Here is a 26092-nt window from a genome sequence, read left to right as displayed (position 1 = left end):
AAACGAAAAAGCGACCTGAACGGTCGCTTTTTTCATTTCAGCGCGTGATGCGCGACTCATTTCCGATGACGAGCCGCCATGCGCGCCAGCGCTTCTCGCAACGGCGACGGTTCCAGCGTTTCGCTCAGTTCGTGCAGCGCGTCCGCGCCCGCGCGCGACATGCGCGCCTGCTTGACGCGCGGTGGCTCTTTCACAGATTGCGGACGCACGCGAATCTTCAGCGCATTGACGGGCCAGCCGCGCTGCTGCAAATCCGACAGCAGACGCGGTTCCAGATGCCGCAGCCGCGCGGCGAGCGCATTGTGGGCGGCAAACAGCGCCAGCACGCCGTCCTTGATGAAGCCGGGCTCGACGGTCGTCGCCAGATAGTCGGGCAGCAACTCGGCGAGGTCGCGCTCCAGCGCGGCAACCTGCTCGACGCCTGCGCGCAGCGCGGCGAATGCGTCGGTGCGGTTCAGGACCTCGACCACCGTCTGCGGCCGGCGCACGCCGAACGACTTCGAGCCCAGCTTTGGGCCGGGCTTGAGCGACTGCCTTGAAAACGGTGAGAAACGGCTCATCTGGGATTCTGGTAACAGCCCGCGCCCCGCGCGTGCTCGATGCCGGGATTGTACCGTGCGGCACTGGCACGCAACGCCCGCCTCGCGATATGCCAGATGGTCACATCCGCAGCGCTTTCGCCCTGGCCGGATGGCCAACCATCTTGCCGCTGACACAGGCGTAGGCGGGGGCGCGTGCTAAAATCCGTGATTCGAATTTACTCTTGGACCTAAGCCGCCGAGGCCCCTCCGACAACGAGTTGCAACAAGGTGAAAGGGTGTAAAAACCAGCCTTGCAACCCCCGCCGAAGCCGCGACGCAACCACGATCCGATGACCACCGGTTTTCTACAAAAGATTTTTGGCAGCCGCAACCAGCGGCTCGTCAAGCAATATCAAAAGACCGTCACGGCGATCAATGCGCTCGAACCGCAGATCGAGCAATTGACGGATGATCAACTGCGCGCGAAAACCGTGGAGTTCCGGCAACGCGTGAGCAGCGGCGAGTCGCTCGACAAGCTGCTGCCCGAGGCGTTCGCGGTCTGTCGCGAGGCGGGCAAGCGCGTGCTGAAGATGCGGCACTTCGACGTGCAGCTGATCGGCGGCATGGTCCTGCACTACGGCAAGATCGCGGAAATGCGCACGGGCGAGGGCAAGACGCTCGTCGCAACGCTGCCCGTGTACCTGAACGCGCTCTCGGGCCGCGGCGTGCACGTCGTCACGGTGAACGACTACCTCGCCCAGCGTGACGCTGAGTGGATGGCGCGTCTGTACAACTTCCTCGGTCTGTCGGTGGGTATCAACCTGTCGCAGATGGACCACGGCATGAAGCAGGAAGCGTACGCCGCGGACATCACGTACGGCACGAACAACGAATTCGGCTTCGACTACCTGCGCGATAACATGGTCTACGAGACCGATGCGCGCGTGCAGCGGGCGCTGAATTTCGCGGTCGTCGACGAAGTGGACTCGATCCTGATCGACGAAGCGCGGACGCCGCTCATCATCTCGGGCCAGGCCGAAGATCACACCGAACTCTACGTGCGCATGAACGCGCTGCCGCCGCTGCTCGACCGCCAGATCGGCGAGGAGAAGGCGGACGGCACGGGCGTCGAGAAGCCAGGCGACTACACGCTGGACGAAAAGGCGCGCCAGGTGTTCCTGACGGAATCGGGTCACGAAAAGGCCGAGCGTCTGCTCGCCGAGTGGGGCCTGATCGGCGAGGGCGAAAGCCTCTACGCGCCGCAGAACATCACGCTGATGCACCACGTGTACGCCGCGCTGCGCGCGCACACGCTGTTCTACAAAGACCAGCACTACGTCGTGCAGAACAACGAAGTGGTGATCGTCGACGAATTCACGGGCCGTCTGATGGCGGGCCGGCGTTGGTCGGATGGCTTGCATCAGGCCGTCGAAGCGAAGGAACACGTGAAGATCCAGAGCGAAAACCAGACGCTCGCCTCGATCACGTTCCAGAACTATTTCCGCATGTACGCGAAGCTGTCCGGCATGACGGGTACGGCCGACACCGAAGCGTACGAATTCAACGAGATTTACGGCCTCGAAACGGTCGTTATTCCGACCAACCGCCCGCCGAAGCGGACCGACAAGCAGGACCAGATCTACAAGACGGCGATGGAGCGCTATAACGCCGTGATTCGCGACATCCGCGACTGCTACGAGCGTGGCCAGCCGGTGCTGGTCGGCACGACGTCGATCGAAAATTCCGAAGTGCTGTCGCAACTGCTGAACAAGGCTGGTCTGCCGCACGAAGTGCTGAATGCAAAGCAGCACGCGCGTGAAGCGGCGATCGTCGCGGAAGCGGGCCGTCCGCAGCGCGTCACGATCGCGACGAACATGGCCGGCCGCGGCACTGACATCGTGCTTGGCGGCAACGCCGAAAAGCAGGCGGCCTTCATCGAAGCCGACCTGTCCATTCCTGAAGAGGAAAAAGCGCCGCGCATCCAGAAGCTGCACGACGAGTGGCAAGCGTTGCACGATCAGGTGAAGGCCGCGGGCGGTCTGCACATCATCGGTACCGAGCGCCACGAATCGCGCCGTATCGACAACCAGCTGCGCGGCCGTGCTGGCCGTCAGGGCGATCCGGGCTCGTCGCGTTTCTATCTGTCGCTGGAAGATCCGCTGCTGCGCATTTTCGCGGGCGACCGCGTGCGCGCCATCATGGACCGCCTGAAAATGCCGGAAGGCGAGGCGATCGAAGCGGGCATCGTTACGCGTTCGATCGAATCGGCGCAGCGCAAGGTCGAAGCGCGCAACTTCGATATCCGTAAGCAGCTGCTCGAATACGACGACGTGTCGAACGATCAGCGCAAGGTGATCTACCAGCAGCGCAACGAACTGCTCGAAGCGCATGACATCACCGAAACCATCGGCGCGATGCGTCATGGCGTGATTAGCGACATCGTCCATCAGTTCGTGCCGGCGGGCAGTATCGAAGAACAATGGGACGTGCCTGAACTCGAAGAAGTGCTGCGCAACGACTGGCAGCTCGACCTCGCCATTCAGGAGATGATCAACGAATCGCAGTCGATCAACTCCAACGAGATTCTCGAAGCGGTGACCGCGGCAGCCGACGAGGCTTACGAGTCGAAGGTCGAGCAGGTAGGCCGCGAGTCGTTCAGTGCGTTCGAGCGCTCGGTCATGCTGCAGACGCTGGACCGCAGCTGGCGCGAACACCTCGCCGCGCTTGATCACCTGCGCCAGGGCATTCATCTGCGCGGCTATGCGCAGAAGAACCCGAAGCAGGAGTACAAGCGCGAAGCGTTCGAACTGTTTGCGGCGATGCTCGATTCGGTGAAGCTGGAAGTCACGCGCATCGTGATGAATGTGCAGATCCAGTCGCCGGAACAGCTGGAGCTGGCCGCTGAGCAGATGGAAGAGCAAGGCAGCCATCTGGTGGACAACGTCGAGTTCCGTCACGCCGATTACGCGGAAGGCGGCGCGGCTGTTGCGGCGGCGCCCGTCGCGGCGAACGCGGCGGCCGCGATGATCGGCGATGCCATGGCACACGGCCAGGGCGCGGCGGCGCCGCTGTCTGGCGACAACGTGCCGAAGGTCGGTCGGAACGATCCCTGCCCGTGCGGCAGCGGCAAGAAGTACAAGCAGTGCCACGGCAAGATTGCGTGACACACGAAAGCGGCGCGCGTTAAGCGCGCCGCGTCGTTTGAAGCGTGCATTGCTGGTGATTTCGCGGTGGCGCAGGTCCATCTGGCGCCATCACTTTTGATCCCTAATGCCGGCGTCCGCCGGCATTTCAGTCTCGACAGGTCGCAAACATGGCTGTCAATTTCCCCTCGATCGATCCCGCTCAACTCCATCCCGTCGCCGGCGTCACGCTAGGCTGGGCCGAGGCGAATATCCGCAAGCCGAACCGCAAGGACGTGCTCGTCATTTCCGTCGACGAAGGCGCGACGGTCGCGGGCGTGTTCACGTTGAACCGCTTTTGCGCCGCGCCCGTGACGGTATGCCGCGAGCATCTGGAGCGCGTGCGCACGGGCGGCAAGGGCATTCGCGCACTGGTCGTGAACACGGGCAATGCGAACGCTGGCACGGGCGAGCCGGGCATGGCGCACGCGCGTGAAACGTGCGACGAACTCGCGCGCCTTGCCGGTATCGCGCCCGAGCAGGTGCTGCCGTTCTCGACGGGCGTGATTCTGGAGCCGCTGCCCATCGACCGCCTGAAAGCCGGTCTGCCGGCCGCGCTGGCGAACCGTCAGGCTGCCCACTGGTACGACGCCGCGCAGGCCATCATGACCACCGACACGCTGCCGAAAGCCGTGTCGCGCCAGGTCAAGGTCGACGGCCACACGGTCACGATGACGGGCATCAGCAAGGGCGCGGGCATGATCAAGCCGAACATGGCGACGATGCTCGGCTTTCTCGCATTCGACGCCAACGTCGCGCAGCCGGTGCTCGACGAACTGGTCAAGCATGTCGCCGACCGCTCGTTCAACTGCGTCACGATCGACGGCGATACGTCGACCAACGACTCGTTCATCCTGATCGCATCGGGCAAGTCGAGCCTGCCCGCCATCACGTCGACGGATTCGCCCGCCTATGTCGCGCTGCGCGATGCCGTGACGGAAACGGCGCAGACGCTCTCGCAACTGATCGTGCGTGACGGCGAAGGCGCGACGAAATTCATGACGGTGCAGGTCGAAGGCGGATCGAGTGTCGCCGAGTGCCGCCAGATTGCTTACGCGATCGGTCATTCGCCGCTCGTGAAGACCGCGTTCTACGCATCGGACCCGAACCTGGGCCGTATTCTGGCCGCGATCGGCTATGCAGGCGTGACGGACCTCGACGTCGGCAAGATCGACCTGTATCTGGATGATGTGCTCGTTGCGAAAGCGGGCGGACGCAATCCGGAATACAAGGAAGAAGACGGACAGCGCGTGATGAAGAAGGCCGAAATCCTGATTCGCGTCGTGCTCGGCCGTGGCGACGCGCAAGCGACGATCTGGACGTGCGATCTGTCGCATGATTACGTGAGCATCAACGCCGACTACCGTTCCTGATTCGCGCCGATCACGACATGGATAAACTCGAACAATTCCTGAGCCGCGCCGAAGCCGTGCTGGTGCGGCTCGAAGCGATGCTTCCGCCGGCTTCGCCCCAAATCGACTGGTCCGCGGCTGTTGCATTCCGCTGGCGCAAGCGTCAGGGGCGCGGCTACTTGCAGCCGGTTCCCGCAATCTCGCTGATTTCGCTCGACGATCTGCAGAACATCGACCGACAGAAAAACCTGATCGAACAGAACACGAAGCAGTTCGTCAGCAAGCAGCCCGCCAACAATGTGCTGCTTACGGGCGCGCGCGGCACGGGCAAGTCGTCGCTGATCAAGGCGTGCCTGAACGCGTATTCGAAGGACGGTCTGCGTCTGATCGAAGTCGACAAGGACGATCTGCACGATCTGGGCGATATCGTCGATCTGATCTCGGCGCGGCCCGAGCGCTTCATCGTGTTCTGCGATGACCTGTCGTTCGAAGAAGGCGAGTCGGGCTACAAGGCGCTGAAGGTGGCGCTCGATGGATCGGTGGCCGCGCAGTCGGACAATGTGCTGATCTACGCGACTTCGAATCGCCGCCATCTGCTGCCCGAGTACATGAGCGACAATGAGACGTACAAGCACACGTCCGACGGCGAAATTCATCCGGGCGAAGTGGTCGAAGAAAAGATCTCGCTGTCCGAACGCTTTGGCCTGTGGGTCAGTTTCTACCCGTTCAAACAGGACGACTATCTGTCGATCGTCGCGCACTGGCTGCATCACTTCGGCTGCAACGATGCCGATGTCGAAACGGCGCGCGGTGACGCGCTGATCTGGGCGCTGGAACGCGGCTCGCGTTCCGGGCGCGTCGCGTGGCAGTTCGCGCGCGACTGGTCCGGCAAGCGGGCACAGGCATGAGCGACGCAGCGCAAAGCCACGCGGGCGAGTTGAACGAAGCTGGCCGTCCCGTCACGGAAGTGGCCGTCGGCGTGCTCGTTCAGCCCGATGGCCGCTATCTGCTCGCGCAACGGCCCGCCGGAAAACCGTACGAAGGCTATTGGGAATTTCCGGGCGGCAAGCTGGAGCCGGGCGAAACGGTGGAAGCGGCGCTCGCGCGCGAACTGCACGAAGAACTCGGCATTGACGTGCAGGCGAGCCATCGCTGGCACGTGCTTGAGCACGACTATCCGCACGCCTACGTGCGCCTCTATTTCTGCAAGGTGACGGCGTGGCACGGCGAGCCGCACGGGCGCGAAGGTCAGGCGTTCGCGTGGCAGACGCTGCCGGCTCAGGTGTCGCCGCTGTTGCCCGCGACGATTCCCGTACTGGAGTGGCTCGCGGCGGAGTGACCTGGAGACGGAGTCGCCTGGTGCGGCTTCCGCCATCGATATTGATGGCGACGCGCGGTGTGCCCGTTCAGTGCGAGCGGTGCTCGCCGGGCGTGTCGTCGGTTGGCGGTTCTTCGTCGGTGCCGCCGATCTTGTATTTCTCGGCAGCCCACGCGCCGAGATCGATCTGCTTGCAGCGCTCGGAACAGAAGGGACGGAAGCGGTTCTCGGAAGTCCAGCGGACATCTCTACCGCAGCTTGGGCATTTGACTACAGTGACCATTCGATCAAACGTTCAATCGCAAACAATGAAGCCAACTAAGTGAGGCTGTTCGCGTTAGTTTAAAGACTGCACAGCGTCAACTGGAACGGCACGTCGACATCGACCGCGCGCGGACGCAGATCGCCGTCCTGCACGGTGAAGCGCACCCACAACATGTACTTGTTGGCACTGGCCTCCGGGATCACCCGTAATTCCGGTGCCACGCGCACCTGCATCAGCTGATACGTGCGACCCGACAGCATTTGCTGGTAACTACCCTGCATGGCCATCACTTTCGAAGCCTGCCCCGATTCGCGCGCAAGCCGCAGCACGATGGCAGCTGCGTCGCGTAGGGGCAGAAGCGGCATGACCCACTTAGCGATGTCCTGGCGACGCTGGTCGGGATGTGTCTGCTGCCACGCGTAGTACGACGGAAGATCGAACTTGCAGGTGCCGCCCGGGATGATGGCGCGGCTACGAATGCTCGCGAGCCATTCGTTATCAGCAAGATGCTGGCCAGTCTTGCCTTGCATTTGCGTCAGCCCGGCGAGCGTCTGTTCGATTTCGCCGAGGACGGCTTCGAGCGCGTTCTGCTCGATGCCGGGATTACCGCGAAACGGAGCGAGCGTTTGACGCTGCCGCTCCAGTTCCTTCATCAAATCGGACTTCAGATCCGCGCGGCCCGCGACTTCCGAGATTTCGAACAGCGTAGTCAGCGCGACGTGATGTTCCCTGGCATCTTCCTGAGTCAGAAAGAACGTGAAGCGCTCGAACAGATCTTCGAGGCGCAGCAGCGTCCGGATTCGCTCATTGAAGGGATACTCGTAAAGGATCAAGCGGGCTCGCCTCGGGCGTGGTCGGTGACGGAATTGCAGGACATTCTAATGCCGTGAGACTACCCTAGCAATCACACACTTTTTTGGCGAGCTTCTGTCAATTTTTGAGCGGTATTACGCGCATTCGTTGCGCGTAGATGCTGTTCCCGACAACATGCGCGCACGCTACCGACAATGCACAGAATCGCTCACGGCTTAGGCACCCGCGAGCGAAACATACGTGCGATGAAGCTGATCGACGTCAACGTCGAGTTCTTCGAGCGATCGGTTGTCGTTGACGATTACATCGTCGGCGGCGGCGAGGCGCGCTTCGCGCGTGGCCTGGCGCGCGATGATCGCGAGTACCTGTTCGCGCGTGAACGCATTGCGGCGCATGACGCGCGCGATCTGCGTCTCGACGCTGCAATCGACGGCCAGCACCCGATTTACACGCGTTTTCCAGCTACCTGATTCGACGAGCAGCGGCACGACGACGATCACATATGGTCCCGGCGCCTGTTGACGCTGACGCTCGGTCTCCGCACGGATCAAAGGATGCGTGATCGCTTCGAGCCGCTTGCGCGCGTTCTCGTCGCTGAAAACCAGCGCGCGCATACGGGCGCGATCGAGCGAGCCGTCTGAGGTAACGAACGATGGGCCGAACTCCGTCGCGATGGACGGCATGGCGAGACCCCGCGGCGCGGTGATGCGGTGCGCGATCACGTCGGTATCGACGAGCGTCACGCCGCGTTTTGCGAACAGATCGGCAACCGTGGACTTGCCGCTGCCGATGCCGCCCGTCAATCCAACAGCAAACATGCGTCAGCCTCCCAAAGCCATGTAAAGCGGCGTGCCGACGAACAGCGTCACGGCGCCGCCTGCTGCGAGGAACGGACCGAAAGGCAGCGGCTCTTCGAAACGCATGCGCCCGATCCATGTCGCGACCAGCCCGACGACGGCGCCCGTCACGGCGGCAATCAGAATGATCTGCGGCAGCGCAGCCCAACCGAGCCACGCGCCGAGCGCAGCGAGCAGCTTGAAGTCGCCGTAACCCATGCCTTCGACGCCTCGCACGATCTTGAACACCCAATGCACGCACCACAGCGCGAGGTAGCCTGCGATTGCACCTATCACAGCATCGTGCAGGCTCGCGAACACGGTATTGAAGTTGACGATGAGGCCGGCCCAGAGCAAGGGCAAGGTCATCGAGTCCGGTAACAGGTGTGTGTCGATATCAATTGCGCTCATTGCCAGCAGTGTCGCGCATAGGGCGAACGCCGCGAGCGCTGTGCCCGTTGCGCCAAACGAGATGAGCGCCCCCAGTGCTAGCGCCGCGCTCGACAGTTCGAGCAGCGGATATCGAAAGCTCACGTGCGTCTTGCAGTGCGAGCACCGGCCGCGCAACAGCAGATAGCTGAGCACCGGAACGTTCTCCCACGCGCGCAGCACGTGGCCGCAATGTGGGCATGCGCTGCGCGGCAACCAGAGGTTGTAGCGCCCGGGCAGGCCGTCTTCATCGAATGCGTGGTCCGTCGCTTCGCTCACTTCGGCGCGCCACGCGCGCTCGAGCATGATCGGCAAGCGGTGCACGACGACGTTCAGGAAGCTGCCGATCACCAGACCGAATGCAATCACGAACGCGATCTGCGCGCCCGCCGGCAGCGTGCCGAAGGCTGCGCCGAGGCTGTCCGCGAAACGGGCGAGCGGGCCGCTGAAGGAAGGTTCTGACACGGACGTGAGCGTGGTCGGCATGATTGATTGTCTGGATTCGGCTGCGATGCTACTACACCACGTTGCCAAGTTGGATGATGGGAAGATACATCGCGACGACCAGACCGCCGACCAGCCCGCCCAGCACGACGATCACGAGCGGCTCGCACAGGCTCGCGAGGCCCGCGATCTTTTCGTCTACCTGACGATCGCTCAGCGACGCCACATCGAGCAGCATCGTATCCAGCGTGCCCGACTCCTCGGCGATGGCGACGGGTTGCACGATTTCTTCGGGGAAACATTGCGCTTCACGCATCGCGGGCGCGAGCCGCACGCCGCGTCTAAGCTGCGCTGAGATCGCGACGGTCGCGCGATCGAACCAGGCGTTGCCCGTTGCGTGCGCGAGCGAATCGAATGCGTCGGCGAGCGGCGTGCCGGCCGACAGCAACGTGCCGAGCGCGCGGCTCCAGCGCGCCGCGCACAGCGTCGTGAGCAGCGAACCGGCGACGGGCAGACGCAGCGTCGCGCGGGCGAATTGCAGACGAGCCGCTTCCGAGCGCCGCAGCACGCGACGCATCGCGAACACGAGCACGCATGCAAGCGAGGCGAGCGGCACGCTCCAGCGTCCAGCCGCGGCGGACATCGCGAGTACGAGTTGCGTCGGCGCGGGCAGCTTTGCGCCGAAGCCGTCAAAGATCTGCTTGAACGTCGGGACGACCCACACGAGCAGCGCGGCTGTGATGGCGAGCGCGAGCAGCAGGATCGCGACGGGGTAGGTGAGCGCGGCGCGCACTTTCGCGCGCTGGGCGACGGCGCGCTCGCGGTCGTCGGCGAGCCGTGCAAGGACGGTCGGCAGCGCGCCCGAGGCTTCACCGACCTCGACCAGCTGGCAGTACAGCGTGCCGAACTGCGCCGGGTGGCGGGCAAGCGCCGACGAAAAGCCCAAGCCCGCGGTGAGGTCACGCGCCAGCGCGTGGACGATGCGCGGCATGCCTTTGGTTCGCGCGTGGTCATTCGACGATGCATGCGCCAACAGTTCGAGCGATGGCGCAAGCGGCAAGCCCGCGCGCAGCAGACTCGATAACTGGCGCGTGAACAATGTGACGTCGGCGGCGCGTACTTTGGGCTGAGGCGCTGCGCCGCGCGCAGTCCATTCGACGGCATAGAGTGCGTCCTGTTTCAGCAACGCGCGCGCCGTCGAGAGATCCGGCGCGATCACCGTTCCGCGCCGACGCACGCCTTGCGCGTCGAACGCTCGCCACTCGAAACGCTGTTCCTGCATGGTCGTAGCCGTCATGCGACCTCCGTTGCGCTCAATGCTTCGGCGAGGCTTGTCGTGCCGTCGAATGCGCGGGCCAGCGCGGCTTCGCGCAAGGTCTGCACGCGCTCGACGTGTGCCTGCCGCGCGATCTCATGCGTACCGGCGCGCGCGACGATGAGTTCGCGCATCGCGTCCGAAACCGCCATGGTTTGATGAATGCCGATGCGTCCGCGAAAGCCGATCCCATGACACGCTTCGCATCCCTGTGGAACGTAGGGGCGCCAGTGCGCGATCTGATCGTCGGGCACGCCGGCCGCGCGTAGCGAAGTGGGCGTTTCCAACGCAGCTTGTCTGCATCCAGGGCACAGACGCCGCACCAGCCGCTGCGCCGTGACGAGTCGCAATGCGGCCGCGAGGTTGTAGGGCTCGACGCCGATGTCGATCAGACGCGCGATGGCCGCAGGTGCATCGTTCGTATGCAGCGTCGACAGGACGAGGTGTCCTGTTTGCGCTGCCTTGACGGCGACGTCGGCTGTCTCTTCGTCGCGGATTTCTCCGACCATGATGACGTCCGGGTCCTGACGCAGAAACGCGCGCAGCGCGACGGCAAACGTCAACCCAGCCTTTTCGCGCACGCTGACCTGGTTGATGCCCGCAAGCTGGATTTCGGCTGGATCTTCGACCGAACAGAGTTTGCGCGACTCGGCATTCAGCAGTTGCAGGAAGCAGTACAGCGACATCGTCTTGCCGCTGCCCGTCGGACCCGTGACGAGCACGAGCCCATGGGGCGAGTGGATCGACGGGTCCACGATGTCGCGCTGTCCGGGTGCGAGTCCGAGCGAATCGAGCGAGAGATCGGCGGGCAGCGCTTCGAGCCGCCGCAGCACGAGTTTTTCGCCGAACAGCGTAGGCAGTGAGTTCACGCGATAGTCTTCGACGCGACCCGCCGCGATAGGCAGGCGCAAGCGGCCGTCCTGCGGCACGCGCCGCTCGGCGATATCCATGCGCGCCAGCACTTTCACGCGCGTGATGAACGCATCGCGCAGATGCGCGGGTGGCCGCGCGAGTTCGTGCAACACGCCGTCGACGCGCAGACGCATCCTCCAGCCGTGCTCCATCGGTTCGATGTGCAGATCGGATGCGTTGAGGCGCGCGGCTTCCTGGAGCGTGTCGGCGAGCAGGCGTACTGCAGGCGGGCTGTCCGCGTCAGGCGTGGCGGGTTGAAGCGCCGGCCTGTTCGCGGCGACGTTGGGCGAGGGTGCTGCGGTGTTGGAAGAAGTGCGCATGGAAACCCGGCTGCGAGCCGCCTGTAAAACATGACGGCTTCATCATCCGGTATCGCGCTAGGGGCCGCTATTCAGCCGAATGGCCAGGTGTGGGCCAGGTGCGCGGTCAGCGGCCGACAAGCCGCTTGATCTTCGACCCAGGCGCGGGACCGGGGCGAAAAATCTTAACTGTTCTGATTGCCTGATCGTCGCTGCGCATTACTTCGATTTTGATGTCGTTAATCTTTACGCAGACATCGCCTTCCGGAATTTCTTCGAGAACTTCCAGGATCAATCCGTTCAGCGTTTTCGGACCGTCCGTCGGCAACTTCAGTTGCAGCCAGCGGTTCAACTCGCGCAGCGGCATGCTGCCCGCGACGATGCATTCACCTTCCTCGTTCCAGCCGCCGCGCGAACTGGCGCTACGCGGCACGGACGTCGTGAATTCGCCGATCAGTTCCTCGATGATGTCCTCGGGTGTCACGAGCCCCTGCAGTTCGCCGTACTCATCGACGACGAGCGCAGTGCGATGACGGCTTTCCTGAAAGAACTGAAGTTGCTGGAAAACGGGCGTGCCCGTCGGCACGAAGTACGGCTCCGCGAGCAGTTCGCGCAGCGTGTCGCGTTCCAGTTCCTGGTTGTGCAGGGCGGACAGCGTCTTGCGCACGTGGAGCACGCCGAGCACGCGGTCGAAATCGCCTTGATAGACGATCAGCTTGTTGTGATAGCAGGTTTCGAGCTGATGCAGGATCTGCTCGAATGGCGCATCGAAATCGAGTGCTTCGATACGGCGGCGCGGGATCATCACGTCGTCGACGGTGATGTTTTCGAGGTCGAACAGGTTCAGCAAAATGCTGCGGTGCTTGGTCGGCATGAAGCTGCCGGACTCGAGCACGATGGTGCGCAGTTCTTCCGTCGACAGCCGCTGGTCGTGCGCGCCCTTGGTATTGATATGAAGCACGCGCAAGATGCCGTTCGCGAACAGGTTCACGAACCAGATCAGCGGCTTCGACACGCGCATGAGCGGCGCGATCAGCAGGCTGGCGGGAAGCGCGATCTTTTCCGGGAACGTCGCGCCCACGATCTTCGGCGTGATTTCGGCGAACACGATGATGAGAAACGCAACGATACCCGTCGCAATCGACAGCACGAGGTTATTGCTGCCGAATGTGTGCAGCGCGATCGACGTGGTCAGCACTGGGATGATCGTGTTGAACAGGTTGTTGCCGATCAGGACGGTGCTCAGCAGTTCATCCGTGCGCGCGAGCAGGCCTTGAGTGGTCTTCGCGCCGAGCGCACCCTTGGTCGCGAGATGTTTCAGGCGATGGCGGTTGATCGCCATCATCGCTGTCTCGGAAATGGCAAAGAAGCTGGAGCAGATGAGAAGCAGGACGACGGCGCCTATTTGCGCCCATAAGGGAAGTTGTTCCACGCGACGTGAATAAGAGAAGGGGAGGGATGGGGAGAATATAGCAGAGGGTCTGGGAGCCCTCAGTGGGCGGACGGACAGCTTGAAATCTCGCGGAGCCTTTCAATGCGCGGCAGCACGCGATTGGCCTTGTCCGTACGACAGACGAAAAAAAACCGCGCAATGCGCGGTTTTTTCAGAATCTGGTCGGGGTGAGAGGATTCGAACCTCCGGCCTCTACGTCCCGAACGTAGCGCTCTACCAGGCTAAGCTACACCCCGATTTGGTACTGCAATCACTCGAATCAGACTACTTTGACGTTTTAGTCTTGATTAAGACTGCCTCGTCGTCGAGTAAGAACATAATTCTAGCAGGCTTTCTTTGTAAATGGAATCGGGAAACGAAGAAATTGCTGCAACTGCGGCCTGCGCTTCCTGCTTCGCGCAATCGAGCGTGTGATCCAGCGCGCCGGAGCGCGTGATCGCTTCGAAAATCTCGTCGAATCGGTCGGTGCCGCCTTGCTCAATCGCCTCGCGCGCAAGCGCCGCCTGCTCGGGCGTGCCGCGTTCGATCAGATAGATGAGCGGCAGCGTCGGCTTGCCTTCACGCAGATCGTCGCCAGCGTTCTTGCCCATCGATTCCGGCGTGCCCGTGTAGTCGAGCCAGTCGTCCATGATCTGGAATGCCGTGCCGATACGCCGGCCGAATTCTGCTGCGGCCGCTTCCGTGGTCGCGTCCGCGCCCGCCAGCACAGCGCCCAACTGGGCCGCCGCCTCGAACAGCTTCGCCGTCTTGTAGCGGATCACCTGCATGTAGCGCGCTTCGTCGACGTCAGCGTCGTGCATGTTCAACAGCTGCAGGACTTCGCCTTCGGAAATGATGTTGGTCGCTTCCGAAAGAATCTCCATCACGCGCATCTTGCCCACGCCGACCATCATCTGGAACGAGCGGGAATACAGAAAGTCGCCGACCAGCACGCTTGCCGCGTTGCCGAACAGCGCATTCGCCGTCTGACGGCCACGGCGCAGATCGGATTCGTCGACGACATCGTCGTGCAGCAGCGTCGCCGTATGAATAAACTCGACGACGGCCGCCAGTTCGTGCCGATACCCCGTCCTGTCGCCGAGCGCACCCGCCACGAGCAACAGCAGCGCAGGCCGCAGGCGCTTGCCTCCGGCACTGATGATGTACTCGGAGATCTGGTTGATCAGCATCACCTCGGACGCCAGACGGTGCCGGATGACGCGATTCACCTGCTGCATGTCTTCGGCGATCGGAGCGAGCAGATTTGCTGCGTTGGGGGTGGGGGTGGCGGTTGACGACATGGTGGCGAATTCGGGTAGTGCCGCGAATTATAAGGCGAACTGCGGCATTTCCGCGCCGGACACCATTTGTTCATGGCCGTTTTGACCCGTTTGCGGATGGATCGCCTGCATTTGTCGCACACGGGACGGGCGATCGCGGTCGTTGTCAACTGATTTTGACCGCGCAGCTAACTCTATGTATAATCGAGGGTTTCCGCGCGTGGTGCGTGGGGAAAATGAATCCAGAGTGAGGTTTTCAATGTACGCGGTCATAAAAACCGGCGGCAAGCAGTATAAAGTTGCTGTCGGCGAAAAACTTAAAGTAGAACAGATACCGGCAGACATTGACGCTGAAATCACGCTCGACCAGGTTCTCGCAGTGGGCGAAGGCGAATCGATTAAGTTCGGTACGCCGCTGGTCAGTGGGGCTTCCGTCAAAGCTACCGTCGTGTCTCAAGGTCGTCACAAGAAAGTGACCATCTTCAAGATGCGCCGCCGGAAGCACTACCAGAAGCATGGCGGCCACCGCCAGAACTACACCGAACTGCGCATCGACGCGATCAACGCGTAAGCGCATCGGGCAAGGAGCTAACAAATGGCACACAAAAAGGCAGGCGGATCGTCCCGGAACGGCCGCGACTCCGAGTCGAAACGACTTGGCGTGAAAGTGTACGGCGGTCAGGCGATCCTGGCTGGCGGCATCATCGTGCGTCAACGCGGCACGCGTATGCACCCGGGCGAAAACGTCGGCATCGGCAAGGACCACACCTTGTTCGCGCTGACGGACGGCCACGTCAAGTTCACGACGAAGGGCGCCGGCAAGAAGCATCTGGTCAACGTCGTCCCGGCTGCTGTCTGAGCTTAGTCAGGCACGGGCTTCAGGACCGGAAAAAAGGCCCCGCGAAGTTTGCGGGGCCTTTTTGTTTGCAGGCTTTTCGGACTTCTGTTCGCGGACCTGCATCGTCGCGGCATGTCGTTGTCGCGATGGGACAAGAATCAGACTCAAACTGGCCGTTTGGCCAATGGTGCGCGCGCGTCACGCGCGGCAAAATAGCAATACCTACGGGACGGAGTAACGCATGAAGTTCATTGACGAAGCGAGAATTGAAGTCATCGCCGGCGACGGAGGAGATGGCAGCGCGTCGATGCGCCGCGAGAAATTCGTCCCGTTCGGCGGTCCGGACGGCGGCGATGGCGGCCGCGGCGGCAGCGTTTTTGCAGTCGCAGACCGCAACATCAACACGCTGATCGACTACCGGTACGCGAAAAAGCATCAGGCGCGCAACGGCGAAAACGGCCGAGGCTCGGATTGCTACGGCAAGGGCGGCGACGACATCACGTTGCGCATGCCCGTCGGCACGATCATCACGGACATGGACACGGGCGAGTTGATCGCCGACCTCACCGAGCACAACCAGACGGTGCAGATCGCGCAGGGCGGCTCGGGTGGCCTCGGCAACCTGCACTTCAAGTCCAGTACGAATCGCGCGCCGCGTCAGAAGACGGAAGGCAAGCCGGGCGAGCGCCGCATGGTGCGCCTCGAATTGAAGGTGCTGGCCGACGTCGGTTTGCTCGGTATGCCGAACGCGGGCAAGTCGACGTTTATCTCGTCGGTGTCGAACGCGAAGCCGAAAATCGCCGATTATCCGTTCACCACGCTCGCGCCGAATCTCGGCGTGGTTCGCGTCGGGCCGAGCCGCAGCTTCGTGATTGCCGACATTCCAGGCCTGATCGAAGGCGCGGCGGAAGGCGCTGGTCTTGGTCATCAATTCCTGCGGCACTTGCAGCGCACGGGCTTGCTGCTGCACATCGTCGATCTCGCGCCGTTTGACGACGCCGTCGATCCCGTCGCGGAAGCGAAGGCGATCGTCAACGAGCTGCGCAAGTACGACGAAGAGCTGTTCGGCAAGCCCCGCTGGCTCGTGCTGAACAAGCTCGACATGGTTCCCGAAGACGAGCGCGAAGCGCGCGTGGCCAAGTTCCTGAAGGACTTCGAATGGGATGGCCCGGTCTTCGAAATCTCGGCGCTCACGGGCCAAGGCTGCGAAAACCTCTGCTACGCGGTGTACGACTACATCTCCGAGCATTCGGATGCACACCGCGCGGCGGAGGCCGAAGATCTGGCCGCTGACGTGCGCTTCCGGGAAGGGCATTCGGGCGGCACCGCAGGCGCACCCGTCGAGCCGCAGGAGTAAACCTTACACTGGATGCCGGCGCACCCCCAGCATGCGCCGGCCTTACGAATCATCTTGGAGGCCGCGCACAATGCGTTCCGTTATCGCAGATTCCAGGCGATTGGTAGTGAAAGTCGGTTCGAGCCTCGTCACGAATGACGGGCGCGGACTCGATCACACGGCGATTGGCCGCTGGGCCGCGCAGATTGCCGCGCTGCGCGAGCAGGGCAAGGAAGTCGTGCTCGTCAGCTCGGGCGCAATCGCCGAGGGCATGCAGCGCCTCGGTTGGACCAAGCGTCCGCGTGAAATCGACGAACTGCAGGCAGCCGCGGCCGTCGGCCAGATGGGCCTGGCGCAGGTCTATGAAAGCCGCTTCGCCGAGCATTCCATTCGCACCGCGCAAATCCTGCTGACGCACGCCGACCTGGCCGATCGCGAACGCTATCTGAACGCGCGATCCACGCTGCTGACGCTGCTGCGTCTCGGCGTGGTGCCGATCATCAACGAAAACGACACCGTCGTCACCGACGAGATCAAGTTCGGCGACAACGATACGCTCGGTGCGCTGGTCGCGAATCTGATCGAAGGCGACGCGCTGATCATCCTCACCGACCAGCAGGGTCTCTTCACCGCGGACCCGCGCAAGGATCCGAGCGCGACGCTCGTCCAGCAGGCCGATGCGGGCTTGCCGGAACTCGAGGCGATGGCGGGCGGTGCGGGCTCGAGCCTCGGCCGCGGCGGCATGTTGACGAAAATTCTCGCAGCGAAGCGCGCGGCTCATAGCGGCGCGAACACGGTGATCGCAAGCGGTCGAGAGGCGGACGTGCTCGCCCGGCTCGCATCGGGCGAGGCGATCGGCACGCAGTTGATCGCGCGTACGGCTCGAATGGCTGCGCGCAAGCAGTGGATGGCGGACCATCTTCAGGTACGCGGGCATGTGGTGATCGACGACGGCGCCGTCGAAAAGCTCACGGAAGGCGGCAAGAGTCTGCTGCCGATCGGCGTGGTCGGCGTGCAGGGCGCGTTCGCGCGCGGCGAGGTGATCGCGTGTCTGAGCCCGTCGGGGCGCGAGGTCGCGCGCGGGCTGACGAACTACAGCAGCGCGGAGACGAAGCTGATCCAGCGTCGTCCGAGCGGAGAGATCGAATCGGTGTTGGGTTACATGCTGGAGCCCGAACTCATCCATCGGGACAATCTGGTGCTCATCTAGAAGCACTCCCGTCCGCGAGGCCTACAAAAAAGCCGTCCCATCGCAAGATGGAACGGCTTTTTGTTGTGCCTGCATCAAGCCGCGAGGCCTTCCGCGCGCAGATGATAGACCCGTCGTGTCAGCTTCCGCGAATCAACGTGCTGTTCACGCGCTTGTACCTGATGTTGTTCACGATCACATCCGCCTTGCCGACGGGCAGCTTGCTCGTGCAGAAATAGTCCTGATAGAGCGCCGCGTGATAAGCGTTCAGATCGCCGTTTTCGATGCGCGCCCAGTCGTTTTCGACCGTACGGTCCCAGCCGTCGTGATCGGCGTTGAGTCCCGCGTACAGCTTCCACGAGTAGTCTTCGCAGCGAATCCCTTCGTAGTTCACGTTGCGCGCGCCGCTTGGGCTCGTAATGACCACCGTGTAGCGAATCACGCCGTCGCTGTCGACCGTCAGCGATTTTGCATCGAGCGCGAACTGCAGCGGTGTGTTCTGCGAAACGTTGAACGGCAGCAGATCGCCGGGCTGCGGCATGACCGGGAGCGTATCGACTTTCTTTTCGGTCCACGTCGACGGCCGGTCGAACAGATACTGAAAGTCGCTCTTGGGTCCCTCGGACGTGGAAGCGTCAGACGGCGTGGAACTCTTGGTGCTCGAACAGCCAGCCAGCAGAACGCCCGCGGCGACACACGCCGCGGCGAAAGCAAATACTTTCAATGTGATTTCCTCGAAACGCCGGCGCAGCGTGTCACACGCCGCACCGGCAGATGCGGCGTGGACAGCCGCTTAGCGTCAGTCGCGCAGACCCGGTGCCTGAACGGCCGCGGGGTCTTCGGTCGACGAACAGTCAGACCCGATTGTCGCACGCAGCGTCGTCTCGACTACAAATGTCGTCGTGACGGTCGTCATGGACGCTGCGGACTCCATCGACGCCCCAGGCGGCGCATTCACCGACGACGCCATCCGTGGATAGCGCTGCCCGTGATGATGTCCACCGGGCCGTTCCGTGCGCGGCGCAGGGCGCCGCAGGAAACGGGACAATTCCGTTAACGCCAGCTGATACACATCCCGCTTGAACTCGATCACACAGTCGAGCGGCACCCAGTACTCGTTCCAGCGCCAGGCATCGAACTCGGGGTGATCGGACGCGCGCAAACAAATGTCGCAATCGCGTCCAACCATCCGGAGCAAGAACCAGATCTGCTTCTGGCCGCGGTAGTGCCCGCGGACCTCACGCTTGATGAACTTGTCAGGCACCTCATAACGCAACCAGTCACGCGTGCGACCGATAACCTTGACGTGCTCCGGAAGCAGGCCGGTTTCTTCGTGCAATTCCCTGAACATCGCCTGCACGGGGGTCTCACCATACTTGATGCCCCCTTGCGGAAACTGCCAGGAATGTTCACGCAGACGCTTGCCCCAAAACACCTCGTTGTGCGCGTTCAAGAGGATGATGCCGACGTTCGGGCGAAAGCCTTCACGATCCAGCATACAACCACCTTCGAATCCTTTAAAATTGCTTTGATTATAAACAGATAACGGGTCTGACGCACCGCCTCGCACCAGATTGGCGCGATTGCCCGCAACAAGCCTCGTCCAACACCTCGAAAGCCGCTTTCCGGCGCTTTGGGCGCGTCGTCGGACAAGTGCTCGCGCATGCGACAATCGCTTTTCGGCCTGTCCCTGTGTGCGCCGGCATGACCAGGCGCTCAGGCGCGCGAACCCATCGTCTTACCCTTTCGGGCGGCCACTTTGGTCCGCCGCTTTTGGAAAATTCTGAATGAAAGCCTCCCGATTCTTTATTGGCACCCTGAAGGAAGCGCCCGCCGACGCGGAAATCGTCAGTCACAAGCTCATGGTGCGTGCCGGCATGATCCGGCGCGTCGCTGGCGGCATCTACAACTATCTGCCAATTGGCCTGCGTTCGATCCGCAAGGTGGAAGCGATCGTGCGCGAGGAAATGAACCGGGCAGGCGCGATCGAACTGCTGATGCCGGCTGTGCAGCCGGCGGAGCTGTGGCAGGAATCGGGCCGCTGGGAAAAATATGGTCCCGAACTGTTGCGCTTCAAGGACCGCAAGCAGACTGACTTCGTGATCGGACCGACGCACGAAGAAGTCGTGACGGACATCGCGCGCAACCAGATCAAGAGCTACCGTCAGTTGCCCGTGAACTTCTATCAGATCCAGACGAAGTTCCGCGACGAAATCCGTCCGCGTTTCGGCGTGATGCGCGGCCGCGAATTCATCATGAAGGACGCGTATTCGTTCGATAAGGACATGGACGGCCTGCAAGAGTCGTATCGCAAGATGTACGACGCGTATGTGCGCATTTTCACGCGCCTCGGCCTCGATTTCCGCGCGGTCGCAGCGGACAACGGCTCGATTGGCGGCAGCGGCTCGCACGAATTCCATGTGATGGCCGATACGGGCGAAGACGACATCGCGTACTGTCCGACGTCGGACTTCGCGTCCAACGTCGAAGCGGCTGAAGCGCTGCCGCTGATCGCGGAACGCGCCGCGCCGAAGGAAGCGCTGAAGAAGACGCCGACGCCGGGCAAGGCCAAGTGCGAAGCCGTCGCCGAGTACCTGGACATTCCGCTCGAACGCACCATCAAGTCGATCATCCTCGCCACCGAAAACGAAGGCGCCGAGCCGACCATCTGGCTACTGATGCTGCGCGGCGACCACGATCTGAACGAGATCAAGGTCAACAAGCTGCCGGGTCTCGCCGAGTTCCGCTTCGCGACGGAAGAAGAAATCGTCGAGTGGTTCGGCACGCCGCCGGGCTACCTCGGGCCGCTGAATACGAAGAAGCCGATCAAGGTGATCGCGGACCGCACGGTCGCGAACATGAGCGACTTCGTGGTCGGCACGAACGAAGTCGATTTCCACACGACGGGCGTCAACTGGGGCCGCGATCTGCCCGAGCCCGTCGTCGCGGACATCCGCAACGTGAAGAAGGGCGATCCGTCGCCGGACGGCAAGGGCGTGATCGACATCTGCCGCGGCATCGAAGTCGGCCACGTGTTCCAGCTCGGCACCAAGTATTCGGAAGCGATGAACGCGACGTGCCTCGACGAATCCGGCAAACCGCAGCCGATGCAAATGGGCTGCTACGGCATCGGTGTCACGCGTATTCTCGGCGCGGCGATCGAGCAGAACTTCGACGACAGGGGCATCATCTGGCCGGAATCGATCGCGCCGTTCGAAGTCGTGCTGTGCCCGATGGGCTACGACCGCAGCGACGCCGTGCGCGAGCAGGCGGACAAGCTGCACGATGAGCTGACGGCAGCGGGCATCGACGTGATTCTCGACGATCGCGGCGAGCGTCCGGGCGTGATGTTCGCGGACTGGGAACTGATCGGCGTGCCGCATCGTCTCGTGATCGGCGATCGTGGTCTCAAGGACGGCAAGATCGAGTATCAGGGCCGCCGCGACGCGGAAGCCACGCTGTTGCCCGTCGAAGACGTGGCGCAGGCCGTGATCAACAAGATCAACGCAGCGCTCGCGCGCTGATCGGAGCGGACGGTGGAGTACAACTTCCTGTCCGCGACCATCCTGCTGATTCTCATCACTGATCCACTCGGCAACATCCCGCTCTTCATCAACTGCCTGCGGGGTGTTGCGCCTCACCGGCGCATCCGCGTGATTCTGCGCGAAGTCGCCATCGCGTTCGTGATCCTGCTGGTCTTCATGCTCGTCGGCGACCGCTTTCTGCGGATGATGAGCCTGACGGATCTGTCGTTGCGCATCGGCGGCGGGATCGTGCTGTTCCTGATCGCGCTGCGGATGATCTTTCCGCATCCCGACGGCCCGTTTGGCGCGGACACGCGCACCGCTGAGCCGATGATCGTGCCGCTCGCGATTCCCGCGCTCGCCGGTCCGTCGGCGCTGGCGACGGTGATGCTGCTGACATCGCAGGCGCCGAACAAGATGTTCGAATGGGTGGCGGCGCTGACGGTGACGATGATCGTCTGCGCGATCGTGCTGGTGCTCGCGGAGCGCATCCAGCAATGGCTCGGCGAGCGCACGGTGATGGCGTTCGAGCGGCTGATGGGTCTCGTGCTCGTCGCGATTTCAGTAGAGATGATGCTCGGCGGCATCCGCACTTTCGTGCATCAGCTCGACAAATAGCGGTTGATCGAAGCAACAAAAAAGCGACCTCGGGAGGTCGCTTTTTTTATGTGCGGCGCAAGGGAAAGGGTCAGGCGCCTTCCGTCAACGCGCGGATAGTCGGCAGATTGCGCCAGTAGCCTTTCGCGTCCATCCCGCAGCCGAACACATAGCGGTCCGGCACTTCGAAGCCGCAGAAATCCGGGTGCAGCGGCTTCGCCTTCTGAAGGATCTTCTCGCACAGCACCGCGCTCATGAAGCGCTTCGCGCCCATATCCATGATGCGGTCGCGGATCGCGGCCATCGTCTCGCCTTCATCGAGGATGTCGTCGAGCACGAGCACGACGCGGTCCTTCACCGAACCCGAAGGCGCGACACGCCATTGCATCTCGGCGCTGCCCTTGATCGCGTTGCGATAGCGGGTGAGGTGGATGTAGTCGAATTCGAGCGGGAAATCGAGGTGCGGCAGCAGCATGCCCGTGAACACCGCCGCGCCGCCCATCACCGACAACACGAGCGGAAACTCTTCGGCCATTTCGGCGCGGATCGCGTCGGCCATGTGGCTGATGGAGGCGTTGACGTCGCTGGCCGAAACGATTTCTTCGGAGTGACTGAAAATGTGGAGAGCTTCTTCGCGATTCATGACGTCTGACGGACGGTAACTGTATACATAGTGTGAAAGACAACGACCCTGCGCGCTACAGCATATACCCGCGCCTTGGTTCGGCATACGCGCCGGGCCGTGGTGGCCGCCGCGCGCTCGCATTTGGCGGCGAGCGCACAACGGCCGGCAAAGATCAGCGCATGCCCGGCAACATGCCCTTCATGCCGCGCATCATCTTTTGCAGATTACCGCCCTTGAGCTTTTTCATCATCGTGCGCATCTGGTCGTACTGATTCAGCAAGCGGTTGACTTCCTGCACCTGCACGCCCGCACCCGCGGCGATGCGGCGCTTGCGCGTCGCCTTGATCAGATCGGGCTTCGCGCGTTCCTTCGCGGTCATCGAGTTGATGATGCCTTCCATGCGGCGCATCTGCTTTTCAGCCTGGCCCATGTCGGCATTCGACGCGGCCTGCTGGAACTGCGCGGGCAGCTTGTCCATCAGCGACGACAGACCGCCCATCTTCTTCATCTGCGAAAGCTGCGCGCGGAAATCGTTCAGATCGAAATCGCCGCCTTTCTTGACCTTGTCGGCGAGCTTCTGCGCGGCCTGAACGTCGACGCCGCGCTGGGCTTCCTCGACGAGCGCGAGAATGTCGCCCATGCCGAGAATCCGGTTCGCCATGCGGTCCGGGTAGAAGACTTCGAGGCCGTCGAGCTTTTCCGCGACACCGACGAACTTGATCGGCTTGCCCGTCACGTGACGCACGGACAGCGCCGCGCCGCCGCGCGAATCGCCGTCGAGCTTGGTCAGCACGACGCCCGTGAGCGGCAGCGCGTCATTGAACGCCTTGGCGGTGTTCACGGCATCCTGACCGAGCATTGCGTCGACGACGAACAGCGTTTCGGCCGGATTCAGTTCCTTATGCAGCGCGGTGATCTCGTTCATCATCGCTTCGTCGATACCGAGACGGCCGGCCGTGTCGACGAGCAGAACGTCGTGATAGTGGCGCTTGGCCCAGTCGACGGCGGCGCGCGCGATATCGACGGGCTTCTGGTCCGGCTGCGACGGGAAGAAATCGGCGCCGACCTGTTCGGTCACCGTCTTCAACTGCGCGATAGCGGCGGGGCGATACACGTCGCACGACACCGTCAGCACTTTCTTCTTGTACTTCTCGCGCAGCAGCTTCGCGAGCTTGCCGACCGTGGTCGTCTTACCCGCGCCCTGCAGGCCGGCCATCAGGATAATGGCGGGCGGCGTGACGGCGAGATCGAGTTCGGCGGCCTTGCCTTCGTAGTCGCCGCCGATCACGGCCGTCAGCTCGCGCTGCACGACGCCGACCAGCGCCTGACCCGGCGACAGGCTGGCGATCACTTCCTCGCCGAGCGCCTTTTCCTTCACCTTCGCGATGAAGTCACGCACGACGGGCAGCGCCACGTCCGCTTCGAGGAGTGCGAGGCGCACTTCGCGCAGCATTTCCTGGGTATTCGCCTCGGTGAGCCGGGCTTCGCCGCGCAGCGTCTTGACGACGCGCGCCATCCGTTGAGTGAGGTTGTCGAGCATGGGGGGCGATCAGCAGTGCGGCCGGCTCCGTCACCGCGCGACAGCGGCGGACTTTGGAGGGCCTGGTGTAAACTTCGAATATGGATATTGTACTGTATGCCCTCACTGCGCTCCTGTACGGCGGTCTCGCCGTCGCGGGCTGGCGCGCGCACCGGCAGGCGGCTGCTGCACCGCTGCTCGAGAGCGTGTCGCCGCTGTCTCCCGCTGCGCCGCTGCCCACGGGCGGGCGAGGGCTGGCGGCCGCCTCCGCCGGCATGTCGATGACGACGCGCATCGTGCTGCTCGTCGCGCTGCTCGCGCATGGCGTGCTGCTGCACACCACGATTTTCCCGCACGACGCGATGGTGTTCGGCTTCGCGTTCGCGCTGTCCGCGATGTTCTGGCTGGGCGCGGGCATCTACTGGATCGAGAGTTTCTTTTTCCCGCTCGACGGCCTGCGTCTGCTCGTACTGCCGCTCGCGTGCATCGCGTCGCTGCTGCCGCTCGTGTTCAACGGCGTGCACGTGTTGTCGTACGCTGCCGATCCGCTGTTCAAGCTGCACTTCCTGATCGCGAACGTCGCCTATGGTCTGTTCGCGATCGCCGCGCTGCACGCGGTGCTGATGCTGCTCGTCGAGCGGCGCCTGCACGCGATGCGCGGCGGCGGGCTTGCGCGTCAGAGTGCCGCGAGCAACGACGGCTGGCTGTCGAGCTGGCTCGACACGCTGCCGCCGCTGCTCACGCTGGAGACGCTGCTGTTCCGTCTGATCGGCGCGGGCTTCGTGCTGCTCACGCTGACGCTGGTCTCGGGCATGCTGTTCAACGAACAACTGCTCGACCGCGCACTGCAGCTCGATCACAAGACTGTGTTCGCGCTGCTGTCGTGGGTCATGTTCGGCGCGCTGCTGACAGCGCGCAAGGTGTCGGGTTGGCGCGGCCGCGCGGCATTGCGCTGGGTGCTCGCGTCGTTCGTCGCGCTGCTGCTCGCGTATGTCGGCAGCCGTTTTGTCTTCGAGGTGCTGTTGCACCGTCCTGTGGTCTGAGTGTCATGCGACAAATTTTTCTGCTGATTCTGTTGTTCATCGTTGGCCAGTGGCTGGTGAAGGCGCTGCGTCGCGCCGACGCATCGCGCACGTCGGCGCGCACGGGTGCGGGCGGTGACGCCAGCGCCAACGCGCGCACGGGCGCGCCTGCGAATGGTCAAGCGAGCGGTAGTACGAACGGCAAGCCCGCTGCCCTGCTCGCCGAACCGATGATCCGTTGCGCCCAATGCGGTGTGCATGCGCCGAAGAGCGATTCCGTGCTCGTCGCGGGCCAGACGTTCTGCTCGCACGATCACGCGCAGCGTTACGCCACCCGCCCGACGGGCCGCGACGCGCGATGACGGCACACGCCACCGCGCGTTTCACCGTCGATGCAAACGGCTGGATCAACGAAGCGCGCAAGCTGCCGTCGCCGAATTTCGAGGTGCGACCGAACGGCGCACGTCCTACGCTGATCGTCGTTCACAACATCAGCCTGCCGCCGAACGAATTCGGCGGCACGGGTATCACGGATCTCTTCCTCAACCGTCTCGATTGCGACGCGCATCCGTACTACGACGCGCATCTGCGCGACGTGCGGGTGTCCGCGCATTTCGTGATCCATCGCGACGGCGTGCTCGAGCAGTACGTATCGTGTGACGAGCGTGCGTGGCACGCGGGCGCATCCAGCTTCTTCGGGCGCGAGCGCTGCAACGACTTTTCGATCGGCATCGAGCTCGAAGGCAGCGACGCATCGGCGTTCGAAGCGGCGCAATACGAGACGCTCGCGCCGCTCGTGCAGGCACTCGCCGCGCACTACGCGATCGAGGCGCTCGCGGGTCACTCCGACATCGCGCCGGGCCGCAAGACCGATCCCGGTCCGCACTTCGACTGGCCGCGTCTGCAGCGCGACACCGCGCTCGCCGATCAGTACTTCCCCTATCTGCATCCGTCGACGCGCGCGCCGATAACCCCGTAAGCGCGTGACTTTTTCTGCGCGGTATCCAACAGACAGCGCAAGCGCGCTGTGAGCGCACATCATTT

At 63.0% G+C, this 26092-nt stretch carries 26 protein-coding genes and 1 tRNA gene; 13 read left to right on the top strand and 14 right to left on the bottom strand.

The window, feature by feature from the left end:
• Nucleotides 1-56: 56 nt before the first annotated feature.
• Nucleotides 57-560, bottom strand: coding sequence for a DciA family protein (locus C2L64_RS15865; RefSeq protein WP_086909884.1), 504 nt, complete (start codon nt 558-560; stop codon nt 57-59).
• 311 nt (nt 561-871) lie between these two features.
• On the opposite strand from C2L64_RS15865, the gene secA reads away from it, so the two are divergent.
• The 4 genes from secA to C2L64_RS15845 all read left to right on the top strand — a co-directional run bounded on the left by secA (nt 872) and on the right by C2L64_RS15845 (nt 6394).
• Nucleotides 872-3685, top strand: coding sequence for a preprotein translocase subunit SecA (gene secA, locus C2L64_RS15860; protein ID WP_007747093.1), 2814 nt, complete (start codon nt 872-874; stop codon nt 3683-3685).
• 149 nt (nt 3686-3834) lie between these two features.
• Nucleotides 3835-5076, top strand: coding sequence for a bifunctional glutamate N-acetyltransferase/amino-acid acetyltransferase ArgJ (gene argJ, locus C2L64_RS15855; protein WP_007747095.1), 1242 nt, complete (start codon nt 3835-3837; stop codon nt 5074-5076).
• Nucleotides 5077-5093: 17 nt separating this feature from the next.
• The gene (locus C2L64_RS15850) at nt 5094-5963 is read left to right on the top strand and encodes an ATP-binding protein (protein WP_007747098.1); all 870 of its coding nucleotides are present in this window, start codon (nt 5094-5096) and stop codon (nt 5961-5963) included.
• Nucleotides 5960-6394 carry an NUDIX domain-containing protein gene (locus C2L64_RS15845; protein WP_007747100.1) on the top strand — a complete coding sequence of 145 codons (435 nt, stop codon included), beginning with the start codon at nt 5960-5962 and terminating at the stop codon, nt 6392-6394. The genes C2L64_RS15850 and C2L64_RS15845 overlap by 4 nt, the downstream gene beginning before the upstream one ends.
• Before the next feature lie 67 nt (nt 6395-6461).
• Here the strand turns inward: C2L64_RS15845 and C2L64_RS15840 are convergent, their stop codons facing one another.
• The 9 genes from C2L64_RS15840 to C2L64_RS15800 all read right to left on the bottom strand — a co-directional run bounded on the left by C2L64_RS15840 (nt 6462) and on the right by C2L64_RS15800 (nt 14419).
• Nucleotides 6462-6656, bottom strand: coding sequence for a DNA gyrase inhibitor YacG (locus C2L64_RS15840; protein ID WP_007747117.1), 195 nt, complete (start codon nt 6654-6656; stop codon nt 6462-6464).
• A gap of 59 nt (nt 6657-6715) precedes the next feature.
• Entirely contained in the window at nt 6716-7471 is a 756-nt protein-coding gene (gene zapD / locus C2L64_RS15835; RefSeq protein ID WP_007747120.1) for a cell division protein ZapD, read from the bottom strand.
• Nucleotides 7472-7666: 195 nt separating this feature from the next.
• Nucleotides 7667-8269, bottom strand: coding sequence for a dephospho-CoA kinase (gene coaE, locus C2L64_RS15830; protein WP_007747123.1), 603 nt, complete (start codon nt 8267-8269; stop codon nt 7667-7669).
• A gap of 3 nt (nt 8270-8272) precedes the next feature.
• Nucleotides 8273-9202: a prepilin peptidase gene (locus tag C2L64_RS15825; protein ID WP_079486969.1), complete on the bottom strand. Its 930-nt coding sequence runs from the start codon at nt 9200-9202 to the stop codon at nt 8273-8275.
• Between the two features lie 31 nt (nt 9203-9233).
• Nucleotides 9234-10457: a type II secretion system F family protein gene (locus tag C2L64_RS15820; protein WP_090835891.1), complete on the bottom strand. Its 1224-nt coding sequence runs from the start codon at nt 10455-10457 to the stop codon at nt 9234-9236.
• A complete protein-coding gene (locus C2L64_RS15815) occupies nt 10454-11707 on the bottom strand; it encodes a GspE/PulE family protein (RefSeq protein WP_090835892.1) in 1254 nt (417 codons plus the stop codon). The genes C2L64_RS15820 and C2L64_RS15815 overlap by 4 nt, the downstream gene beginning before the upstream one ends.
• Nucleotides 11708-11813: 106 nt before the next feature.
• Nucleotides 11814-13118 carry an HlyC/CorC family transporter gene (locus tag C2L64_RS15810; protein ID WP_009771048.1) on the bottom strand — a complete coding sequence of 435 codons (1305 nt, stop codon included), beginning with the start codon at nt 13116-13118 and terminating at the stop codon, nt 11814-11816.
• A 180-nt stretch (nt 13119-13298) separates the two neighbouring features.
• Nucleotides 13299-13375 (bottom strand) — tRNA-Pro (locus C2L64_RS15805).
• A gap of 51 nt (nt 13376-13426) precedes the next feature.
• Nucleotides 13427-14419 carry a polyprenyl synthetase family protein gene (locus C2L64_RS15800; protein ID WP_007747159.1) on the bottom strand — a complete coding sequence of 331 codons (993 nt, stop codon included), beginning with the start codon at nt 14417-14419 and terminating at the stop codon, nt 13427-13429.
• Between the two features lie 238 nt (nt 14420-14657).
• Between C2L64_RS15800 and rplU the strand changes: the two genes are divergently transcribed.
• The 4 genes from rplU (at nt 14658) to proB (ending at nt 17782) form a co-directional block, all read left to right on the top strand.
• Complete coding sequence (gene rplU / locus C2L64_RS15795; protein WP_007747161.1) at nt 14658-14969, top strand: 50S ribosomal protein L21; 312 nt, start codon at nt 14658-14660, stop codon at nt 14967-14969.
• Between the two features lie 24 nt (nt 14970-14993).
• Complete coding sequence (rpmA, locus tag C2L64_RS15790; protein ID WP_007747163.1) at nt 14994-15257, top strand: 50S ribosomal protein L27; 264 nt, start codon at nt 14994-14996, stop codon at nt 15255-15257.
• A 220-nt stretch (nt 15258-15477) separates the two neighbouring features.
• Nucleotides 15478-16593: an Obg family GTPase CgtA gene (gene cgtA / locus C2L64_RS15785; protein WP_090835893.1), complete on the top strand. Its 1116-nt coding sequence runs from the start codon at nt 15478-15480 to the stop codon at nt 16591-16593.
• 70 nt (nt 16594-16663) lie between these two features.
• Complete coding sequence (gene proB / locus C2L64_RS15780; RefSeq protein WP_090835894.1) at nt 16664-17782, top strand: glutamate 5-kinase; 1119 nt, start codon at nt 16664-16666, stop codon at nt 17780-17782.
• 118 nt (nt 17783-17900) lie between these two features.
• Here proB and C2L64_RS15775 read toward each other — a convergent pair whose 3' ends face one another.
• Both C2L64_RS15775 and C2L64_RS15770 read right to left on the bottom strand, forming a co-directional pair.
• Nucleotides 17901-18485, bottom strand: a complete 585-nt coding sequence (locus tag C2L64_RS15775) for a CNP1-like family protein (RefSeq protein WP_007747170.1) — start codon at nt 18483-18485, stop codon at nt 17901-17903.
• A gap of 75 nt (nt 18486-18560) precedes the next feature.
• Nucleotides 18561-19259, bottom strand: coding sequence for an RNA pyrophosphohydrolase (locus C2L64_RS15770; protein ID WP_007747175.1), 699 nt, complete (start codon nt 19257-19259; stop codon nt 18561-18563).
• Nucleotides 19260-19548: 289 nt separating this feature from the next.
• Between C2L64_RS15770 and C2L64_RS15760 the strand changes: the two genes are divergently transcribed.
• A complete protein-coding gene (locus C2L64_RS15760; RefSeq protein ID WP_090835895.1) occupies nt 19549-21285 on the top strand; it encodes a proline--tRNA ligase in 1737 nt (578 codons plus the stop codon).
• 12 nt (nt 21286-21297) lie between these two features.
• Nucleotides 21298-21903, top strand: a complete 606-nt coding sequence (locus C2L64_RS15755; protein WP_007747181.1) for a MarC family protein — start codon at nt 21298-21300, stop codon at nt 21901-21903.
• 70 nt (nt 21904-21973) lie between these two features.
• On the opposite strand, the gene C2L64_RS15750 is transcribed toward C2L64_RS15755, so the two are convergent.
• Nucleotides 21974-22525, bottom strand: coding sequence for a hypoxanthine-guanine phosphoribosyltransferase (locus C2L64_RS15750; protein WP_007747188.1), 552 nt, complete (start codon nt 22523-22525; stop codon nt 21974-21976).
• Nucleotides 22526-22679: 154 nt separating this feature from the next.
• On the bottom strand, nt 22680-24047 hold the full coding sequence (gene ffh, locus C2L64_RS15745) for a signal recognition particle protein (RefSeq protein WP_007747190.1): 1368 nt from the start codon (nt 24045-24047) through the stop codon (nt 22680-22682).
• 80 nt (nt 24048-24127) lie between these two features.
• On the opposite strand from ffh, the gene C2L64_RS15740 reads away from it, so the two are divergent.
• Genes C2L64_RS15740 through ampD form a run of 3 tightly spaced genes read left to right on the top strand, consistent with a single transcriptional unit; the run spans nt 24128 to nt 26027 of the window.
• Nucleotides 24128-25069, top strand: coding sequence for a cytochrome C assembly family protein (locus tag C2L64_RS15740; protein ID WP_090835896.1), 942 nt, complete (start codon nt 24128-24130; stop codon nt 25067-25069).
• A 5-nt stretch (nt 25070-25074) separates the two neighbouring features.
• A complete protein-coding gene (locus C2L64_RS15735; protein ID WP_090835897.1) occupies nt 25075-25410 on the top strand; it encodes a PP0621 family protein in 336 nt (111 codons plus the stop codon).
• Nucleotides 25407-26027 carry a 1,6-anhydro-N-acetylmuramyl-L-alanine amidase AmpD gene (gene ampD, locus C2L64_RS15730; RefSeq protein WP_090835898.1) on the top strand — a complete coding sequence of 207 codons (621 nt, stop codon included), beginning with the start codon at nt 25407-25409 and terminating at the stop codon, nt 26025-26027. Before C2L64_RS15735 ends, ampD begins: the two co-directional genes overlap by 4 nt.
• The last annotated feature ends 65 nt before the right edge of the window (nt 26028-26092 follow it).

The organism is Paraburkholderia hospita (assembly GCF_002902965.1).
Classification (GTDB): Bacteria; Pseudomonadota; Gammaproteobacteria; order Burkholderiales; family Burkholderiaceae; genus Paraburkholderia; species Paraburkholderia hospita.
This window is presented reverse-complemented; position numbering and strand designations above follow the sequence as displayed.

Coding starts and splice junctions, on each gene's coding strand:
- C2L64_RS15865 (WP_086909884.1), bottom strand. CDS start 560: ATGAGCCGTTTCTCACCGTTTTCAAGGCAGTCGCTCAAGCCCGGCCCA.
- secA (WP_007747093.1), top strand. CDS start 872: ATGACCACCGGTTTTCTACAAAAGATTTTTGGCAGCCGCAACCAGCGG.
- argJ (WP_007747095.1), top strand. CDS start 3,835: ATGGCTGTCAATTTCCCCTCGATCGATCCCGCTCAACTCCATCCCGTC.
- C2L64_RS15850 (WP_007747098.1), top strand. CDS start 5,094: ATGGATAAACTCGAACAATTCCTGAGCCGCGCCGAAGCCGTGCTGGTG.
- C2L64_RS15845 (WP_007747100.1), top strand. CDS start 5,960: ATGAGCGACGCAGCGCAAAGCCACGCGGGCGAGTTGAACGAAGCTGGC.
- C2L64_RS15840 (WP_007747117.1), bottom strand. CDS start 6,656: ATGGTCACTGTAGTCAAATGCCCAAGCTGCGGTAGAGATGTCCGCTGG.
- coaE (WP_007747123.1), bottom strand. CDS start 8,269: ATGTTTGCTGTTGGATTGACGGGCGGCATCGGCAGCGGCAAGTCCACG.
- C2L64_RS15825 (WP_079486969.1), bottom strand. CDS start 9,202: ATGCCGACCACGCTCACGTCCGTGTCAGAACCTTCCTTCAGCGGCCCG.
- C2L64_RS15820 (WP_090835891.1), bottom strand. CDS start 10,457: ATGACGGCTACGACCATGCAGGAACAGCGTTTCGAGTGGCGAGCGTTC.
- C2L64_RS15815 (WP_090835892.1), bottom strand. CDS start 11,707: ATGCGCACTTCTTCCAACACCGCAGCACCCTCGCCCAACGTCGCCGCG.
- C2L64_RS15800 (WP_007747159.1), bottom strand. CDS start 14,419: ATGTCGTCAACCGCCACCCCCACCCCCAACGCAGCAAATCTGCTCGCT.
- rplU (WP_007747161.1), top strand. CDS start 14,658: ATGTACGCGGTCATAAAAACCGGCGGCAAGCAGTATAAAGTTGCTGTC.
- rpmA (WP_007747163.1), top strand. CDS start 14,994: ATGGCACACAAAAAGGCAGGCGGATCGTCCCGGAACGGCCGCGACTCC.
- cgtA (WP_090835893.1), top strand. CDS start 15,478: ATGAAGTTCATTGACGAAGCGAGAATTGAAGTCATCGCCGGCGACGGA.
- proB (WP_090835894.1), top strand. CDS start 16,664: ATGCGTTCCGTTATCGCAGATTCCAGGCGATTGGTAGTGAAAGTCGGT.
- C2L64_RS15770 (WP_007747175.1), bottom strand. CDS start 19,259: ATGCTGGATCGTGAAGGCTTTCGCCCGAACGTCGGCATCATCCTCTTG.
- C2L64_RS15760 (WP_090835895.1), top strand. CDS start 19,549: ATGAAAGCCTCCCGATTCTTTATTGGCACCCTGAAGGAAGCGCCCGCC.
- C2L64_RS15750 (WP_007747188.1), bottom strand. CDS start 22,525: ATGAATCGCGAAGAAGCTCTCCACATTTTCAGTCACTCCGAAGAAATC.
- ffh (WP_007747190.1), bottom strand. CDS start 24,047: ATGCTCGACAACCTCACTCAACGGATGGCGCGCGTCGTCAAGACGCTG.
- C2L64_RS15740 (WP_090835896.1), top strand. CDS start 24,128: ATGGATATTGTACTGTATGCCCTCACTGCGCTCCTGTACGGCGGTCTC.
- C2L64_RS15735 (WP_090835897.1), top strand. CDS start 25,075: ATGCGACAAATTTTTCTGCTGATTCTGTTGTTCATCGTTGGCCAGTGG.
- ampD (WP_090835898.1), top strand. CDS start 25,407: ATGACGGCACACGCCACCGCGCGTTTCACCGTCGATGCAAACGGCTGG.